This window comes from Fulvivirga sp. M361, assembly GCF_007097395.1.
In the GTDB taxonomy this organism is placed as follows: domain Bacteria; phylum Bacteroidota; class Bacteroidia; order Cytophagales; family Cyclobacteriaceae; genus Fulvivirga.
The window spans coordinates 298,236-313,786 of the sequence record NZ_VKDC01000008.1; the positions used below are offsets into that span (position 1 = coordinate 298,236).

At 40.9% G+C, this 15,551-nt stretch carries 22 protein-coding genes; 7 read left to right on the forward strand and 15 right to left on the reverse strand.

All coding sequences use genetic code 11. The features are described 5' to 3' along the window. Positions 1-321, reverse strand: a complete 321-nt coding sequence (locus FNH22_RS11785; RefSeq protein ID WP_143398577.1) for a metalloregulator ArsR/SmtB family transcription factor — start codon at positions 319-321, stop codon at positions 1-3. 37 nt (positions 322-358) lie between these two features. On the opposite strand from FNH22_RS11785, the gene FNH22_RS31995 reads away from it, so the two are divergent. Continuing rightward, positions 359-535, forward strand: a complete 177-nt coding sequence (locus FNH22_RS31995) for a hypothetical protein (RefSeq protein ID WP_185154193.1) — start codon at positions 359-361, stop codon at positions 533-535. A gap of 34 nt (positions 536-569) precedes the next feature. Here the strand turns inward: FNH22_RS31995 and FNH22_RS11790 are convergent, their stop codons facing one another. From FNH22_RS11790 to FNH22_RS11850, 13 genes are all read right to left on the reverse strand, one after another. Then, positions 570-1,187: a YdeI family protein gene (locus tag FNH22_RS11790; protein WP_143398578.1), complete on the reverse strand. Its 618-nt coding sequence runs from the start codon at positions 1,185-1,187 to the stop codon at positions 570-572. After that, positions 1,177-1,581, reverse strand: a complete 405-nt coding sequence (locus tag FNH22_RS11795; protein WP_143398627.1) for a DoxX family protein — start codon at positions 1,579-1,581, stop codon at positions 1,177-1,179. The genes FNH22_RS11790 and FNH22_RS11795 overlap by 11 nt, the downstream gene beginning before the upstream one ends. A gap of 8 nt (positions 1,582-1,589) precedes the next feature. Continuing rightward, positions 1,590-2,051, reverse strand: coding sequence for an SRPBCC domain-containing protein (locus tag FNH22_RS11800; RefSeq protein WP_143398579.1), 462 nt, complete (start codon positions 2,049-2,051; stop codon positions 1,590-1,592). Between the two features lie 3 nt (positions 2,052-2,054). Continuing rightward, positions 2,055-2,378 carry a helix-turn-helix transcriptional regulator gene (locus tag FNH22_RS11805; RefSeq protein ID WP_143398580.1) on the reverse strand — a complete coding sequence of 108 codons (324 nt, stop codon included), beginning with the start codon at positions 2,376-2,378 and terminating at the stop codon, positions 2,055-2,057. 84 nt (positions 2,379-2,462) lie between these two features. Next, positions 2,463-2,852 carry a VOC family protein gene (locus FNH22_RS11810; RefSeq protein ID WP_143398581.1) on the reverse strand — a complete coding sequence of 130 codons (390 nt, stop codon included), beginning with the start codon at positions 2,850-2,852 and terminating at the stop codon, positions 2,463-2,465. Further along, positions 2,849-3,280, reverse strand: a complete 432-nt coding sequence (locus FNH22_RS11815; protein WP_143398582.1) for a VOC family protein — start codon at positions 3,278-3,280, stop codon at positions 2,849-2,851. The genes FNH22_RS11810 and FNH22_RS11815 overlap by 4 nt, the downstream gene beginning before the upstream one ends. A gap of 39 nt (positions 3,281-3,319) precedes the next feature. Next, positions 3,320-4,144 (reverse strand): helix-turn-helix domain-containing protein, encoded by an 825-nt coding sequence (locus FNH22_RS11820; RefSeq protein ID WP_143398583.1) that lies wholly within the window; start codon positions 4,142-4,144, stop codon positions 3,320-3,322. Positions 4,145-4,183: 39 nt separating this feature from the next. Continuing rightward, positions 4,184-4,636 carry a DUF1569 domain-containing protein gene (locus tag FNH22_RS11825; RefSeq protein WP_143398584.1) on the reverse strand — a complete coding sequence of 151 codons (453 nt, stop codon included), beginning with the start codon at positions 4,634-4,636 and terminating at the stop codon, positions 4,184-4,186. A 75-nt stretch (positions 4,637-4,711) separates the two neighbouring features. Beyond that, positions 4,712-5,728 carry an alpha/beta fold hydrolase gene (locus FNH22_RS11830; protein ID WP_143398585.1) on the reverse strand — a complete coding sequence of 339 codons (1,017 nt, stop codon included), beginning with the start codon at positions 5,726-5,728 and terminating at the stop codon, positions 4,712-4,714. Between the two features lie 75 nt (positions 5,729-5,803). Next, complete coding sequence (locus FNH22_RS11835) at positions 5,804-6,196, reverse strand: VOC family protein (protein ID WP_143398586.1); 393 nt, start codon at positions 6,194-6,196, stop codon at positions 5,804-5,806. 11 nt (positions 6,197-6,207) lie between these two features. Further along, entirely contained in the window at positions 6,208-6,585 is a 378-nt protein-coding gene (locus FNH22_RS11840) for a nuclear transport factor 2 family protein (RefSeq protein ID WP_143398587.1), read from the reverse strand. A gap of 18 nt (positions 6,586-6,603) precedes the next feature. Further along, entirely contained in the window at positions 6,604-6,978 is a 375-nt protein-coding gene (locus tag FNH22_RS11845; RefSeq protein WP_221420262.1) for a hypothetical protein, read from the reverse strand. A 97-nt stretch (positions 6,979-7,075) separates the two neighbouring features. Further along, positions 7,076-7,480 (reverse strand): VOC family protein, encoded by a 405-nt coding sequence (locus tag FNH22_RS11850; protein ID WP_143398588.1) that lies wholly within the window; start codon positions 7,478-7,480, stop codon positions 7,076-7,078. A gap of 107 nt (positions 7,481-7,587) precedes the next feature. Here FNH22_RS11850 and FNH22_RS11855 point away from each other — a divergent pair, with 107 nt between their 5' ends. The 6 genes from FNH22_RS11855 (at position 7,588) to FNH22_RS11875 (ending at position 14,549) form a co-directional block, all read left to right on the forward strand. Continuing rightward, positions 7,588-8,559, forward strand: coding sequence for a GlxA family transcriptional regulator (locus FNH22_RS11855; protein WP_143398589.1), 972 nt, complete (start codon positions 7,588-7,590; stop codon positions 8,557-8,559). Positions 8,560-8,754: 195 nt separating this feature from the next. Further along, the gene (locus FNH22_RS32650) at positions 8,755-8,880 is read left to right on the forward strand and encodes a hypothetical protein (RefSeq protein WP_255518037.1); all 126 of its coding nucleotides are present in this window, start codon (positions 8,755-8,757) and stop codon (positions 8,878-8,880) included. A 207-nt stretch (positions 8,881-9,087) separates the two neighbouring features. Beyond that, entirely contained in the window at positions 9,088-10,896 is a 1,809-nt protein-coding gene (locus FNH22_RS11860; protein ID WP_143398590.1) for an alpha-L-fucosidase, read from the forward strand. 7 nt (positions 10,897-10,903) lie between these two features. Beyond that, complete coding sequence (locus tag FNH22_RS11865) at positions 10,904-12,331, forward strand: sulfatase-like hydrolase/transferase (RefSeq protein WP_143398591.1); 1,428 nt, start codon at positions 10,904-10,906, stop codon at positions 12,329-12,331. A gap of 18 nt (positions 12,332-12,349) precedes the next feature. After that, positions 12,350-13,285: a family 43 glycosylhydrolase gene (locus tag FNH22_RS11870; protein WP_143398592.1), complete on the forward strand. Its 936-nt coding sequence runs from the start codon at positions 12,350-12,352 to the stop codon at positions 13,283-13,285. Between the two features lie 16 nt (positions 13,286-13,301). Then, positions 13,302-14,549, forward strand: a complete 1,248-nt coding sequence (locus FNH22_RS11875) for a redoxin family protein (protein WP_143398593.1) — start codon at positions 13,302-13,304, stop codon at positions 14,547-14,549. Positions 14,550-14,881: 332 nt separating this feature from the next. Here FNH22_RS11875 and FNH22_RS11880 read toward each other — a convergent pair whose 3' ends face one another. Continuing rightward, positions 14,882-15,550 (reverse strand): hypothetical protein, encoded by a 669-nt coding sequence (locus FNH22_RS11880; RefSeq protein WP_143398594.1) that lies wholly within the window; start codon positions 15,548-15,550, stop codon positions 14,882-14,884. Between the last annotated feature and the right edge of the window lies 1 nt (position 15,551).

A 15,551-nucleotide genomic window follows, 5' to 3' on the forward strand; every position in this document is an offset into this window, starting at 1 on the left:
TTATTGGTTTTTTAGTTTGTTTAATAGATTATCAAGATTGTCAAATCTGTCCTCCCATATTTTTCTGAACTGTTCGAGCCATTGATCGATTTCTTTCATCTTGCCCACTTTTAGCTCATAGAATATCTCACGTCCTTGCTGATTTGACTCGATAAGGTCACACTCATTCAAGATTTGAATGTGTTTGGAAATCGTAGGTCTTGCTACATCAAAGTTATTGGCGATGGCCCCGGCAGTCATGGTCTGTGAAGTCAAAAGCACCAAAATGGCCCTCCGGGTAGGGTCTGCAATGGCCTGAAAGGGATCTCTTCTTAGTTTCATATTCTTCGTGTAGCTATTTGGCTACAAATATATGAATATGAAGTTAAATAGCTACATATTTAAAGATTTTTTTGTAGCGACCAGGTTTTACAATCTTATTGGAAGGGTGAGGAAAAGTTTATTCACCTGGCAGTTGATCTTCCAGATCTTCAGAAATATTGTTTTGGATGAATGGGTGATATGTTTCGAAATGGCATTACAAAACCGGGCATAACTTTGAAACATGAAGCAGAAACTTCTTTGATAGTTTATTCCTCATTCCAACCCTTACCTTCAAAGATTTTAGCTTTGTTTTTTTCAATTTTTGAGACCCTTGTTTTAGACTGCCTGGGGCGTGAGAATAGAATAATGTACCCTCTTTGCCTTCCGGGTGTCAGGGAGTAGAAAGCTTTTTTAAATAGAGGCTCATCTTCAAGCGCTTGTAGCAATTCATCAGGTATCGGCTCCGGATTCTTTTTGAATTCCACTTTCTTGCCGCTTTCTTCGATCTCAATTGCTTCGAGAACGTACACCTTCAGAATGTCTTTCAATTTTTTGACTTCTTCTGTGCTGGAAAACTTTACTATTCTGTCAGACTGTAAATTTCCTTGCTGACGAAGGATTTGATGTTTGTCTGTCAGTAGCACGCCTTTGAAAAAACCGATGTTAGCTGATTCTTTCAATGCACTGACAGTCACCACATTTTTACCATTATGGGTATAGACAGGAACTCCCCATTTGATTTCTTCCGTCAAGCCTGTTTCTAAAACGATTTGTCTCAACAACTCAAGCTCTTCAACCCAGTTCAGTACTTTGCATTGCGGAGTTCCTCCATATTTACACCGCATGCAGCCATATATCAGGTATTTATCAACTTTAGGACCCATCGTCACTATTTATTAACGGTTGAGTTACAAGTCTTCTACTCTCAGGTCTGAAATACCATGAGGTTATGGTAAGCAGGAGAAGCAACGATGGACCGAAATATTCTGTCAAACCATCATTGACAGCCAGATGCGTTAAAATGGCACCTGACATCAAAAAGAAAAAGCCTGCATATGCCCATTCTTTTGCCAGAGGGAGCTTAGGTAACAGTACTGCTATTACTCCTAATATTTTCCAAATACCGATAATGGTAAGGAAGTAGAGCGGATAACCCAACTCTGTCATTTTTTCTACTTCTTCTTCCATTTTGATCAATTGCACAATACCTGTGGAAGTCATTCCAAGTGCCAGCCAAAGTGTAGCTATCCAGTAAATGATTTTGTTTCTTTTCTCTATTTTCATGATCACTGATTTAGTATTTCTTCCAAACGATTGTGAGCATAGTTCAAGCCTTGGGCAAAAGGCATCTTTAGCAATTGATCTCTAAATTCGCCGGACCGGAATATCATTTGCATGTTTAACTGGCTTGTATTTGCGGATAGCTGCTCAAATTCCAAGAATTCCAACTGAACCGGGAATGAGGAGTTTTCCATTTCGAAGGTTCGGGTGATTCTCTTGTTGTTAATCACTTCGTGAAATGTTCCGTTGGCACTGAAGACTACATTTCCATCCTGGTCGCTCGTTTCAAACCGATAGCTGCCGTGAGGCACGCAGTCAAATTTGGTTAGCCTTGTACCCATCCACTGTTCAAAGAGTGACGAGTCAATGTAAGCCTTAAACAGCAGATCTATTGTAAGCTCAAATTCCCTGGTGATGGTAATCTGATGAGAGCCTTTCTTTGCAGTTACCTTAGTTTTTAATTCCATTGCTTAAGCGTTAGATTGATGGCTTTTCATCACTGCCTCCAACTTGTTGAATTTTTCATCCCAGAGTTTCCGGAAGGGTTCAATGAAGTCATTTACCTCCTTCATTTTTGAAGGATTGAAGTGATACTTGATCTCTCTGCCGTTTTGTTCCTGGGTAAGCAGGTCGCATTCTGCCAGGATTTGAATGTGTCTGGATATGGTCTGTCTTTTGGAGTCAAAGTTGTCAGCTATTGCACCGGGTGTCATGGCCCCAAATGCTACCAGGCCCAGGATCGTCCTCCTGGTAGGATCTGCAATGGCCTGAAATACATCTCTTCTTATCTTCATTATTAATTGCGCAGTTATTTGGCTTCAAATATACATGCAGTTATTTAACTGCGCAATAACTAAAGACTTTATTTTGAGGGTGATTCAACCCTTGTAACTATGGTATTCGGTGATGGTCAGATAATACCCGTCAGGATCTCGAAGTGAAAACTCTTTTTTTGTTGAATTAGTATTCTGATGTATTTCTTCTTCAACCGGGTAGCTTATGTTACTAAGGTTGTTTCGAATAATGTCTATGTTGTCAATTCTAAAATAAAGGATCAATCCATTGCCAGGTGTTTCATTTGGGTTTAGCATGGTTGGATGCTCATGTGCCAGCCATTTGTGCAGGCAAATCATGATTTCACCATCTTGAGAAACCAGTACGGCAAATTCATCTCCTCCGTGAGTTCTTTTGAGATCAAAGACTTCCTGATACCACGATGCACTGGCGTTGACATCTTTAACTGCTATGGTAGGATCAATCTTGGTCATTGGCTATTGTTACTCCACGGGTCATAAGACCCAAAATTCCAGATGTGACCTTCCAGGTCTTTGCAGGTGTAATTCTTTCCTCCATAATCCTCATTTTTCAGCTCCAGGAGAATTTCTGCGCCATGGCTTTTCGCTTTTTCATAATGCGATTCAATCTCATCATCATCGATAATGATGTACGGGCTCTGGGTCACAAAACCTCCAACATCTCTTGGGTGTTTGATGAGTTTGGAAAACTCTGACCCACTATCTGAAGATCCTAACATGATCATATTGCCCTTGTAAGTAAGTTGGGCATGAGCCACCTTCCCATCCTCAGTTTCATAAACAGCATCTTCACTGAAACCAAAGGCTTCACACAACCACTTGATGGCCCTTTTGGCATCCTGATAGCCAATGCTCGGGATAATTCTTACTTTGTTGTTCATAGTTTTAGGTTTTATTCCAAAGATGATTATCGGGCTCGTTCAATTCTTGGAATTTTGCGACATCTCCGCATCAGCGTTTCTCCATTCATATCCCACTTCATTGCCTGAGAAATAGCCCTTTGGATTGTATCCTGAGAACTTTTTGAATTCATTGGTAAAATGTGAATGGTCATAATAACCGAATTCCAAGGCAATTTGTGTCAGTGATTTTTGCTGCTTGTTGTACTCATCGGCAGCATTTTGAAAGCGAATGATCCGTTCGTACATTTTCGGACTAAAACCGGCCAGCATCTTGAATCGTCTTTCAAATTGTCTCCTGGAGAGTGAAAATTCTTTAGCTGTGAGCTCAATGTTGGTTTTGCATCCGTTATGAATGATTGAGCAAATTAAATGATGCATGCCAGCATCTCTTTTTTCAATTTGTTTAACCCTCCTTTCTAAAAATGCTGAAATAATGCTGATCCTGTCTGCATTGTTTTGGGAAGTTATCATTTGGTCTTCCAAATCTTTACCTTCCACGCCCAGAAAAGCATGTAAATCAGGCATTTCGTTGCTCAATTCATTGGCAGGTATATCAAATAGCGCGGGTACAGCATATGGATAGAAGTATATGCCAAAGATCCCAAAGGCAGATTGGCAGGTGTAGACCTGGTAGTCGGAAGATGTTCCTTGTATCGCTGAAGGTGGACAGGCACGCGGGCTATCGGATTTAATTTCATCAAATGAGCCTTGATAATGGAAAATCATTTCTACACTACCGTCAGCTAATGATCTGTGCTCATAGGATTGACCGCTTTCTAAGATCCAGAAAAATCGAACATACTCTGCTAAACTGACCGGAGGAGGTAGGGTAAGGTATTTCATATTTAACTGAATATAGGAAATCCAGAGCTATATTATAAGTTATACGTTGAATTGCCTGAGATGATGATCTGTATGCTTGTAGGCAAATATTCCGATCTGCTCCCTGGTCATCTTACCGTAAAAGTCATGCATAAAATACCACTCAGAATAGTCCTCATACTCCTGGATCAAATGGACCCATTGTTCTTTTAGTTTGTCAATATTATCATTGACCTCATTGATGGTGAATTCTTTTCCCGCAGGCATTCCTTTAGCCATGGGAGTAGCATCTTTTGTGTCTTTTTTGAGCATCCACTTTCCAATGAGCTTACCAAGAAAGCTTTGTTGATGTGGCAGATCATTTTTTCCCAGCACCCATTCATTCCAGATGTTCATGTGAGCGATCATTTGACCGACAGTCATTTTACCCCATTGAGCTTTATGTTCACTTGAAAGTTTACTGATTCTTTCGATTAATTCTACTCTGGACGTCTCGTCAAATATTGTTTTCATCTTCATCGGTGATTATTCTTCAATTAATGCTGAAATACGCCTGCAGCTTGTAAGTCATCTTCATTTTACCAAAGCTTATCGCTCCATAAAGATTATCATCTCTTCGATAAGCTTTCGTTTGCCTTTATCTGTCTTATCAAGAAAGACATAATGTGTACCAGGAATTGTTATAAATCGTGATCGTGGTGCATGAAGCATATCCTTTTCGATAGCTTTCAAATCCTCCGGCCGGGACCAGAAGTCAAGTTCCGTTCGCATGATCAATGCCGGAACCTCGATATCCTTTGCATCCCAGTATTTTTTACCCAATGACATATAGAAACTCTCCTCGCGATAACCACCAGGTACTTTCATGACAGTTGTGTCTTCCCCGAAGCTTGAAGCGTTTACACTGTAAGCTTTCTCTACTCTCGTATCACGCCAATTTTCCTTGTTATCAATAGGAATTGTTCTGGTCCAGGATCTGGTCAGACTCTTCTGCGGTGATTCTCTAAAGAAAGATGTTTTGTTGAATTGTGTGGAATCATCATCAGATTGAAAATATTGCCTCAGTCCCCATGGCGCATTCACGCCATAAAGAGAATTAAGGGAAATGAAAGTTTGTACTGTTTCCGGGTATTTCGTACTGTAATAACCCGCCCAGTGCCCTCCGGTTGCCCAGCCGAACAAATGAACTTTTCCAATATTTTCTTTATCCAAAATCCACTTTACGGTAGCATAAATATCTTGCGAGGCTTCAAGGTGGGAACCTATTATCGTCAATGAATCACTAAAATCATATTGGGGCAGTGTGGATCTTTCCCAACCTCTGATATTAACCAGGTATACCTTAAACCCTTTGTCAACCAGGTTTTGAGCAAATGAGGAACCTTTGATGGGTAAATCGAAAGAGGCAGTAGCTCCCGGTCCACCTCCATGGATCATAACCAGTGGGGTGTGATGTTTGCTATCCGTAGGGGTAATCTCCCTTATATGGAGTCTAACATCATTTTCGGCATCAATAATGTGATCTGTGCGTATTACCTGACCACTTCGAATAGTCTCGCAGGAACTGATGGAGAGGAGTAGAGTAAGTATGAAAATAATCCTCATGGTATGGGTTTAATTTTCAGTTTTATTGTTAAATGTAGCTACATTTTTGTGTTGGATTCCAATTATAAAAATGTTTTATTGTTCCTCAATCAAAGCCAGGATATTCCCGGCAGTATCCTTGAACCATGCTATGTTTGGACCTTTATTATCTCCGGAATGCCAGTAAATTCCCTTCTCATCCGTTTTCATGGGTTCAGGATATTGCTCGAACGTAATGCCTTTGCTGATCAGGCGGCCTACTACCTTTTCAATGTCCTTGATTTCAAAATTGAGGACGGTAAAGTTGGCCGGTTGGTGGGTTTCGCCTTTTGGATAAATAATGAATTTGTTGCTGCCTCCGGCCTGTATTTCGAGGATGCCCATTTCATTTTCAATTACTTTAAGACCAAGTGTTTCGCCATAAAACTTCCTGGAGGCATCCAGGTCATTGGTGGAGAAGGAGTTGAAGGTATAGAAGTCTGCTAACATAGTTTTAATCTTTAAGTGATGGGAAGGACATAAGAATCCATTTGCCTGATGGTTTCGCTGGTGGTATTGGTAAAACGATAGACATCACAAAAAGCATAGGTTTTACCTGCCATTTTCATTTCACCATTTACTGCCGCCTCTCGACCGTGTGTGATAATGGAATGAATTACTACTTCATCAGCTGTGTAATCCTTCATGATATTCATCTCTTTCACGAAATGGTCTTTTCCTTCTATGTGCTTGTCGCCATAGATGTTCCAGCGAATGTCATCATTGACATGCCGAATAATGAAATCTGCATCGCCGGTAGCGAAGGCAATATTAAAATCCTTTAAGAATTGTTTACGAGGTGCGTTTTTGCAATCTGGAGTTACTGTTATTTTAGTCATTCTTTTATTCAGTTAGTATTAATCGTATTTCATCATTAATAAAGTAAAAAGTTGTAGTCTCCTTTGGATCCAGGGTTCCCGTTTTTCGTGTGTTAGAACATAAACATCTGCTTTGTATACATCTTCTGCCCAATGGACTTCGCCTTCTTCAAACATTCGTTTTTCCATAATGTAAGAACCGGTTCCCGCAAACACATCGTCAATTAGTCTACTGTCCGCGCTGTATTCTTCACCACCTTCCATATTGATGTTTTTCCAAAATGCTTTTTGTTTATACATCTGGTTGTAAATTGCCGGCCCATTGTCTCCAATTGGGTCGCCTGGTCCTCTGTTGTTACCTGCGAAAAAACCATCCAGAGATATTCCGCTATCAAAGAAAATTTTACTCATCATGGTTTATTGTTAGTCAAAATTAATTGCCGTCAGTTGTTTCGATGGCTGGTGCTGTTACCCTGTAATTACCGCCAACTTATTGAAGAATTCATTGTATTTACGCTTTAGGCATATTTTCCCAGTCCAGGTGAACGATATTCCATCGATGACCATCCAGGTCAACAAATCCCATGTTATACATCCAGCCCTGGATTTCCTGTGCTTCTGAAAAAATGACTCCACCCACCTCCTTCACTTTTTTGACCATTTCATCCACATAAGCCCGATCCGGTGCGTCTACAGAGGTGAGTAACTCGCTTCCTTGCTTTGTATCCGAGATTTGATGGGAGGTATACTTTTCAAAATCAGAGTGCGCTACCATCATAACAGGTACCTGTCCGATATTAAAACCGATCATACCCGGTACATCTCTTGTGGATTGAAATCCCAGGGACAAGAAGAAGTCTTTGCTCTTCTGAAGGTCTTTGACGGGAAGGTTAAGCCATAACTCTTGTTTTTTCATTGCTACATTTTATAATCAAATTTAGGAGTTGCTAAGGATCGTTGCACAGTGTGAAACCGACTTACTGGGGGGTTGATCACGACAATAGGATTTCCTACCTTGCTTTTATGAAAAGGATCTCTTTGATCGCTCCTGAGGGCGAATTCAGCATTGTTAACCTGGATTTATCAAGACAAATGTTTCAGTGGGTGAATGAAAACGCTCCTTCTCCGATATTCGATATTGAGATCATCGGCTTGTCTCATGAAGTAAAGCCATCCGGGCAGCTATACTCCGTCAAGACAGACAGGCTGGTGCATGAGGTGAGCCACACAGATGTGGTGATTATACCGGCTACTTTCGGAAATCCCGAAGAAGTAATAAAAATGAACCAGGAACTTGTACCATGGGTCATGAAGCAATATGATAACGGAGCTGACTTGGCCAGCATGTGTGTTGGGGCATTTTTTCTCGGCTCCATGGGTTTACTAGATGGAAAACGTTGTTCTACCCATTGGGGAGCTGCCAATGATTTCCGAAGGTTGTACCCAAAAGCTATTCTTGAAGATGAGCGGATTGTGTCAGAGTCTGATCGGATCTATACCAGTGGGGGAGCTCTGGCTTTTACTAATCTTCTCATTTATTTATTGGAGCGGTATGCCGGACGGGAAATAGCTATTATGGCAGCTAAAGCCTATATGATTGATATTGATCGGGCAAGTCAATCTCCCTTTGCTGTTTTCACAGGTTTGAAAACCCACCAGGACAAGGAGGTATTAAAGGCGCAAGAGTTTATCGAATCCCATTTTCAGGAAAAATTTACCGTGGAAGAAATCTGTGAGGAGATAGGGCTTGGGAGACGGTCTTTTGAAAGAAGATTCAAAAACTCGACCGCCAACACGATATTTGAGTACCTCCAACGGGTGAGAATTGAAGCAGCTAAAAAAGAGCTTGAGAATGGTATGAAAACTGTCTCTCAGGTTATGTATGATGTCGGGTACTCTGACACAAAAGCCTTCAGAGATATGTTTAAAAGGTGGGTTGGAATGACACCCATTGAATACAGGAACAGGTATAACAAAGAGGCCGTAACTGTATGAGCAACTTTAAAGTATTGATAAAGGATTTTAATCAAACTACGGAAACCCGGAAATTCCAATCAGAGAGGTACAACCGTATCTTGCTTCCAGGTTTACTATTAATTGCCTGACAAATTCAGTCCTGTGATCAAAAGATAAGTAGTAGAAACTATCGATGTCAGAATCAAAACGTTCTCTACCAAAATCGATGCTTATTTGATCAGGGGTAAGAAGGCCATCGTAACAGGAGGTGGAAGTGGCATAGGTAAGGCTATTGCAATAGCATTGGCAGGAAATGGCCCATGTATCTATTTTGGATATGGATATCGAACATGCGGCTAATGCAGCCTGATGATAATAAAAACAGATATTCCAAACTTGAAAAACTAGTCCCTTTCAGCAAGAGCTGAAAGTTATAATGCACAGGTGTGCGGTTCAAATGTGTCGATCACCGCTTTCTGAAAGGCCACTAAATCCATACATTCATTTATTGGTTAATTTATATTAAGTAATGATGCTGGCCTTTTGGCGTGAACGACTCACAGATACATGAAAAAAACAACTTACAGATACATGAAATATACCAGTGGTCTCCTACTTATACCGTTGATGATTAGTTCCTATTCCATTTTTGCACAGAAATCGGAAGGCATGGATGAAATGTGGGGTGATCAAAAAGTAATTGAGCGATCAGATATTGGAGCCAGGGCCGCATTGTTTGACGATGGTAACTATTCCATGTTTATTCACTGGGGGATCTACTCCAATATTGGCAACAAATGGGAAGATACCACTTATTATGGCATTAGCGAATGGATCATGCACCCACGCAGGGCCAATATACCTGCAAAGGAATACATGGCAGAAGCAAAGAATTTTAATCCGGTAAATTTTGATGCGAAGGCCATTGCCAGATTAGCGAAAGACGCAGGTATGAAATACATTATAGTTACCAGTAAGCACCATGACGGGTTTGCCATGTACGATTCCAAAAGCAATGATTTCAATATCGTAGACGCCACTCCATTTGCACGTGATCCAATGAAAGAACTTTCAAAAGCGTGTAAAGAAGAAGGTATTGGCTTCGGCTTCTATTACTCTCACAATCAGGACTGGACGTTTCCCGGAGGAAATGGAGGTCCTTCAAAAACAGCAAAAGGAAAGGAGGTAGGATTCGATTATTACTTCAAGGAAAAGTGCCTTCCTCAAGTCAAAGAAATCACAACGCAATATGGGGATATAGCCCTGGTGTGGTTCGATACCCCAGGTAAAATGGAAAAGAAGTATGTCGAAGAGTTGGTGGAGGTCGTTAGAAAAAACCAGCCCAATGCCCTGGTCTCTGGCCGGGCCGGACACAACCTTGGTGATTACCTCTCTTTTGGTGACATGAATATCCCGGTGAGAAATGTGAATGGATTATGGGAGACAGTAGATGTTACCAACGACTCCTGGGGTTACGCCTGGTACGATGAAAACTGGAAAAGCCCCAAACGCATTCTGAAGTCCGTGATTTCCACGGTGGCCAGAGGAGGTACCTATATGCTCAATGTAGGGCCTAAGCCGGATGGCACCATTCCAATAGAAGCTCAAAACGCATTAAGAGGTAGTGGAGAATGGATCGATAAGTATCCACAGGTCATTTATAAAGCCGATCCATCGCCATGGGGAAAGGCACTACCCTGGGGTGATGTTACAGTATCTGAAGGCAAGCTAAATCTATGTATTTATGAATGGCCGCTGGATGGTGAAATAGTCTTGCCAGGATTGAATAACACAATCAAATCAGCAGGACTTTGGGTAGATGGAGCGTTGGAGTCGCTGCAAGCAAGTAAGTCTGGAAACTGGGTAACGATCAAGCTACCTGCCCGTCGACCAGAAAAGCTGATCTCTGTTGTTGAACTTGAAGTTCAGGGAGAAATTTTGGTAGATAAATCTTTGAGTATTGATCCTGCCTATTCAACTGAACTGCCAGTGGATTTTGCCAGGGCAGAAAATTGTATCATCGAAGGAAAAAGATGGATGGAAAAATTTGGAGAATGGAAACACATCTCGCATGCACATGATTGGAAAGACAACAGTAAAGTGTCTTGGGAAGTGGAAATCATGGAGGCTGGTTACTATCAGGTGGATCTGAGTTATGCCGGTGCTGGCCGATTGGTTTGGAGAATAGAAAGTGCCGAGGGGGATATGGTGCAAAACCAGCAGAATGCATCACATGTCTACAGCTTTTATGAGATGGGACTATTGAAATTTGAAAAGCCGGGAAAACATACTGTTTCTGTTTCTCTCAAAGAAGGGGATCGCGCCAGTGCCAGCCTGAAAGAGATAAAATTCACACCGCTATCAAGTTTAGAATAAGTAACAAATGAGAAAATATCAAAAGTCTATACGAGCATTTTCAATATATAGCCTGGTAGGAGTACTGCTCTTTTCTTGTAAGCCCAGGCCAACCCAAGAGTCTGTAAAATTAGAAACAACTGGTAAGCCCAATATCATTTTTATTTACGCCGATGATTGGGGCTATGAAGATTTAGGTAGCCATGGCAGTACATTTTGCAAAACACCCAATCTGGATAAGATGGTGAAGGAAGGGGTGGACTTCCAAAATTTCACAGTTTCCAATCCGGTATGTTCTCCAAGTAGAACAGCAGTGATGACCGGACATTTTCCTGCACGTCATTCCGTCCACGGGCATTTTGCAACGGTGCAATCTCACATTAAGAGGAATATGCCCGATTGGCTTAATCCGGAGGTGGTCATGTTACCTCGTTTATTAAAAGAGGCAGGTTACAAAACCGCTCATTATGGTAAATGGCATTTATCAAATACACATGTGGCAGATGCTCCTTCACCTTTGGACTATGGTTATGATGCTTATGATGCATTTAATCTGCCTAATCAGCTACCGCAAATGAGTGCAGACTCTACCATGACACGGACATTGGATTTCATAGAGAAGAATAAAGAGAACCCTTTCTTTGTAAATGTATGGGTACATGCAACCCATACACCTCATTATCCTAAAGAGAAGTTCCTAGCTCAATTTTCTGATTTAGATGAGCAGCAACAGGTTTATGCTGCGGTAGTTGCCGAAGCAGACTATAACATTGGCCTATTATTTAATAAGCTAAAGGAATTAGGACTAGATGAGAATACATTGGTTATTTTTTCCTCTGATAATGGTCCTGAAATAACAGGTAATGAGTATAAAAAACATGCTGAAGACAATTCTACGGGCCCAGGTTTAGGAACCTATTATTCTGTGGGGGAAACGAATGGTTTAAAAGGCCGGAAACGCTCATTGTATGCGGGAGGCATACGTGTTCCTTTTATTGTGCGTTGGCCAGGTGTTGTTCCTGCCGGTAAGGTTGATAAAACCACACCGTTAGCCGCTGTAGATATCTTACCAACCTTTGTGGAATTAGCTGGGGGAACGTTACCGGAAACTTACGAACCTGACGGAGAAAGCCTGGTGTCGATTTTTAAAGGAAACAGCTATACCAGGCAGTCTACCATTTATTGGCAATGGCTGTTTGCGAATGTAAACACTGATTTTTGGCCAGGCTTGGGTATTCAGGATGGGGAGTGGAAGTTGCTCATCAATAGAGAAATTAATAGAAAAGAGCTTTACAACACCAATACCGACTGGGCTGAGCAAATTGACCTGGTTGCACAAAATCCCGGAAAAGTAAAAGAACTAGAGGCAAAGCTGGATAAATGGTTACTCACACTACCCGAAAATCCACCAACAAATTGCTTCTCTGCTGAAAGAGGGAGCCTTACTAACAACTGAACACCAAATTATAGAAAGATGAAAAATTTTACATTTCTGATCTTATTAATGGTTAATCAGTTGAGCAATGCTCAAAATCCTATTCTTTGGGATACGGATTCCAATTTTCTTTATACGGCGTTTCCGGCAGCTGAAGTATACAACGATAAGGTTTATGTGTACTGTTCGCGCAACCAGCCAGATGCAACGAATTACGCAACCATGCAGGATTACATGGTATTGGAAACAGAAGATATGAAAAATTGGGTTAACCATGGAGTGGTACTAAAACCACGGGAATACTCCTGGGCAGACGGACAAATGAATGCCGCAGATGTGGCGTATAAAGATGGCTGGTATTACTTCTATTTCCCTTATAACAAAACCCATATTGGTGTCGCTAAAAGTCGAAACCCCGAGGGCCCCTGGGAAGAAGCAGTCACTGACAAGATAACCAGCATATTTGATCCAACCGTAATTATTGATGACGATGGCCAGGCATATATTTATGGTAACGATCATAAAGTAGATATAGGAGAACCCGGGACGTACATAATGGGGGCAAAACTTAAGGATAATATGACCGAGCTGGATGGAGACTGGATTAGATTGAGCAAAAAAGAAGTAAAGGAAGCCGCTCATGTTTTTAAACGAAAGGGCATCTATTATTTTCATGCAAGTGTAGGTGCAAAAACAGTGTATTGGATGGCGGATACCCCGTTGCCACAATATGCAACATTTAAAGGGGTACTGGCAGAAAATTCCCCCGATTCACCCAACCATGCATCTGCCATAGAATTTAAAGGACAATGGTACTTTTTCTATCATCGTGGCGATGTAAACAACGGTTCTTTTTTTCGTCCATCAGCATGTTTTGATAAAATGACCTTTAACCCGGATGGTACAATTCAGCCCATTGTTTATACTCTTGACCCTGACTACAGGCAAAGGCCTGTAGGTATAAAAGACGAATAAAAATTTTGGTTTTACTATGATGAAGTTAAAGACGATCTATACCAATTATCTAATGGATAAAGACAATAATCAAATGGCCAATAAAAAATTCGTATTGCTGTTTTCAGCATTGCTGATACTATTTTCATCTTGTCAGGATACCAGCAAAAAACAAACCATTGCTCAGGACTTAACGAAAGAGTTTACTGCAAATCCGGTAAAAATTGAAAAGCAGGAGGTAGTTACGCTCGCAATAGGTGCTGATGCCCCGGATTTTAATTTACCGAATTTGAAAGGGGAATTTATGAGTTTGAAAAATTTCGAACAGGCCGAAATACTTGTGATGATTTTTACATGCAATCACTGTCCTACCTCTCAGGCTTATGAAAACAGAATAATAGAATTCACAAAAGAATACAAAGATAAAGGTGTAGCTGTTGTTGCAGTTAATTCTGCCAGTCCGTTGGGCTTAATGTATCCGGAGAGTTCATGGTCTGATGTTGATGATTCTTATGAAGACATGAAAATAAGGGCCAGGGATAGAGGTTTTAATTTTCCTTATCTGTATGACGGCGATTTGCAGGAAGCATCCTTAAGTTACGGTGCAATGGCTACCCCACATATCTTTATTCTGGACAAGGAAAGAAAACTTCGCTACCAGGGACGAATAGATGCAGATCAAAAGCAGGGGGTTGGTAAATCTGAAGATTTGATTCAGGCTGTTGAAGAATTGCTGGCAGGAAAAGAGGTAAGTAATCCGGTAACTAAATCCATTGGTTGTTCCACTAAATGGTCGTGGAAAGCAGATAATGCTAAAGCCCTTGATGAGAGATGGGCAAAACGTGAAGTGGCCTTAAATGAGATCGACAATGAAGGAGTCAAAGAATTATTGGCCAATAATACCGAAAAATTACAACTGATCAATGTTTGGGCCAGTTGGTGTGCACCTTGTGTTGTAGAATTCCCCGATTTGGTAAAATTACAAAGAATGTATGGCAAGAAAGATTTTCAATTTATCTCACTTTCTGTCGATAAAATGGAGATAAAAGATAAGGTTTTAAAATTCTTAAAAGAAGAACAAGCTGCTGTGGAAAATTACATCTATTCACAAGGTGATCTATATGAACTTATAGAGTTGGTTGATCCTGATTGGAGCGGTGCGCTTCCCTATACATTGTTAGTGGAGCCCGGAGGTAAAAAGGTTTATACGTATCAGGGCGCAGTTGAATTGCTTGAGTTAAGAAAGGCAATTGTAGATCATGAATTGATTGGCAGGTATAGATAGTTAAGGTTCCGGGGCAATACCAAAAGGATATTGGTCTGAATTTATGAAAGATGCCGCGTATGATACCTGTTTTAACAAGAAGGGACACATTGAAAATTCCGAACGCCCGGAAGGCTAATCACCTTACCCTGTTGATGACCGAATTGACCGGATGAGTATTTCCGTCTGATTTTCAAAGCTCTGCAAGTGGAAAATTTTCCTTTTTTAGTACCTTTTTCCCGATCGAGGGAGAAGGAGTTTTCATTTGATTTTCAACTTTTCATTCTGTGCGCTGGCTTTGCTCTTTGCCACCGCAGGAACGAGGATGGTAATGTTGCAAATAGCGTTGAGCTTTATAGTTTCAAAAGAAAGTGTCGAAGTGCTCCATTTGAGTGCTTAGATCGATAACAATTTGGATAAGAATACACTGATTCTTTATCACCTAAAATTTCACTTTCTCTTGAAGGAGATTTCTGCCGAAGAATTTCATTGATGTCTAAAACTATTTTATCAGGATCACCTTGTACGACATATCCAGCTAAGCAACCTTCTGGATAATGTCCTGAAATGAAATGGTCTATTCCTGTTTCGATATATCGTTTCTTTTGCGCTTTAGCTATCACTTTACTGTCTGATTCCTTTTTCCAATCTCGTTCGGAAAGGTTCTTTGCTTCGATGATGTAAACGAACTTTACTGGTGTACTCCATGTATTGTTGCTCCACATGCAGATCCGAATATCAGCTTTGGGCGACTTTTTGGGTGACTTTTTCCCTTCAACTACTTCCTCGTCATAAAGACGTGGTTCAGGAATGATGTCCATCCGATACTGATTGACTTCATTCAAATGTTCCATGTGTGAAATTAGATGAGCACTGAATTGTTCTTCCTCCCAACTCAGACTGTATTGATTGGCAGAAATCATAGACTGGTAACCTTTCACTAGAACTTCAACACATCTATCGGTAAGAGCACGCTTAAATTCAATTTTGATATGTGATGATAGGCCTCTTGATTCGTCCATC

Excerpts from the sequence above, each read along its gene's own strand:
- FNH22_RS11870 (WP_143398592.1), top strand. The coding sequence starts at position 12,350 with ATGAAAAATTTTACATTTCTGATCTTATTAATGGTTAATCAGTTGAGC.
- FNH22_RS11785 (WP_143398577.1), bottom strand. The coding sequence starts at position 321 with ATGAAACTAAGAAGAGATCCCTTTCAGGCCATTGCAGACCCTACCCGG.
- FNH22_RS11865 (WP_143398591.1), top strand. The coding sequence starts at position 10,904 with ATGAGAAAATATCAAAAGTCTATACGAGCATTTTCAATATATAGCCTG.
- FNH22_RS11820 (WP_143398583.1), bottom strand. The coding sequence starts at position 4,144 with ATGAAATACCTTACCCTACCTCCTCCGGTCAGTTTAGCAGAGTATGTT.
- FNH22_RS11800 (WP_143398579.1), bottom strand. The coding sequence starts at position 2,051 with ATGGAATTAAAAACTAAGGTAACTGCAAAGAAAGGCTCTCATCAGATT.
- FNH22_RS11875 (WP_143398593.1), top strand. The coding sequence starts at position 13,302 with ATGATGAAGTTAAAGACGATCTATACCAATTATCTAATGGATAAAGAC.
- FNH22_RS11845 (WP_221420262.1), bottom strand. The coding sequence starts at position 6,978 with ATGATGAGTAAAATTTTCTTTGATAGCGGAATATCTCTGGATGGTTTT.
- FNH22_RS11810 (WP_143398581.1), bottom strand. The coding sequence starts at position 2,852 with ATGACCAAGATTGATCCTACCATAGCAGTTAAAGATGTCAACGCCAGT.
- FNH22_RS11805 (WP_143398580.1), bottom strand. The coding sequence starts at position 2,378 with ATGAAGATAAGAAGAGATGTATTTCAGGCCATTGCAGATCCTACCAGG.
- FNH22_RS11860 (WP_143398590.1), top strand. The coding sequence starts at position 9,088 with ATGAAAAAAACAACTTACAGATACATGAAATATACCAGTGGTCTCCTA.
- FNH22_RS11815 (WP_143398582.1), bottom strand. The coding sequence starts at position 3,280 with ATGAACAACAAAGTAAGAATTATCCCGAGCATTGGCTATCAGGATGCC.
- FNH22_RS11840 (WP_143398587.1), bottom strand. The coding sequence starts at position 6,585 with ATGACTAAAATAACAGTAACTCCAGATTGCAAAAACGCACCTCGTAAA.
- FNH22_RS11790 (WP_143398578.1), bottom strand. The coding sequence starts at position 1,187 with ATGGGTCCTAAAGTTGATAAATACCTGATATATGGCTGCATGCGGTGT.
- FNH22_RS11855 (WP_143398589.1), top strand. The coding sequence starts at position 7,588 with ATGAAAAGGATCTCTTTGATCGCTCCTGAGGGCGAATTCAGCATTGTT.
- FNH22_RS11825 (WP_143398584.1), bottom strand. The coding sequence starts at position 4,636 with ATGAAAACAATATTTGACGAGACGTCCAGAGTAGAATTAATCGAAAGA.
- FNH22_RS11830 (WP_143398585.1), bottom strand. The coding sequence starts at position 5,728 with ATGAGGATTATTTTCATACTTACTCTACTCCTCTCCATCAGTTCCTGC.
- FNH22_RS31995 (WP_185154193.1), top strand. The coding sequence starts at position 359 with ATGAAGTTAAATAGCTACATATTTAAAGATTTTTTTGTAGCGACCAGG.
- FNH22_RS11880 (WP_143398594.1), bottom strand. The coding sequence starts at position 15,550 with ATGGACGAATCAAGAGGCCTATCATCACATATCAAAATTGAATTTAAG.
- FNH22_RS11850 (WP_143398588.1), bottom strand. The coding sequence starts at position 7,480 with ATGAAAAAACAAGAGTTATGGCTTAACCTTCCCGTCAAAGACCTTCAG.
- FNH22_RS11835 (WP_143398586.1), bottom strand. The coding sequence starts at position 6,196 with ATGTTAGCAGACTTCTATACCTTCAACTCCTTCTCCACCAATGACCTG.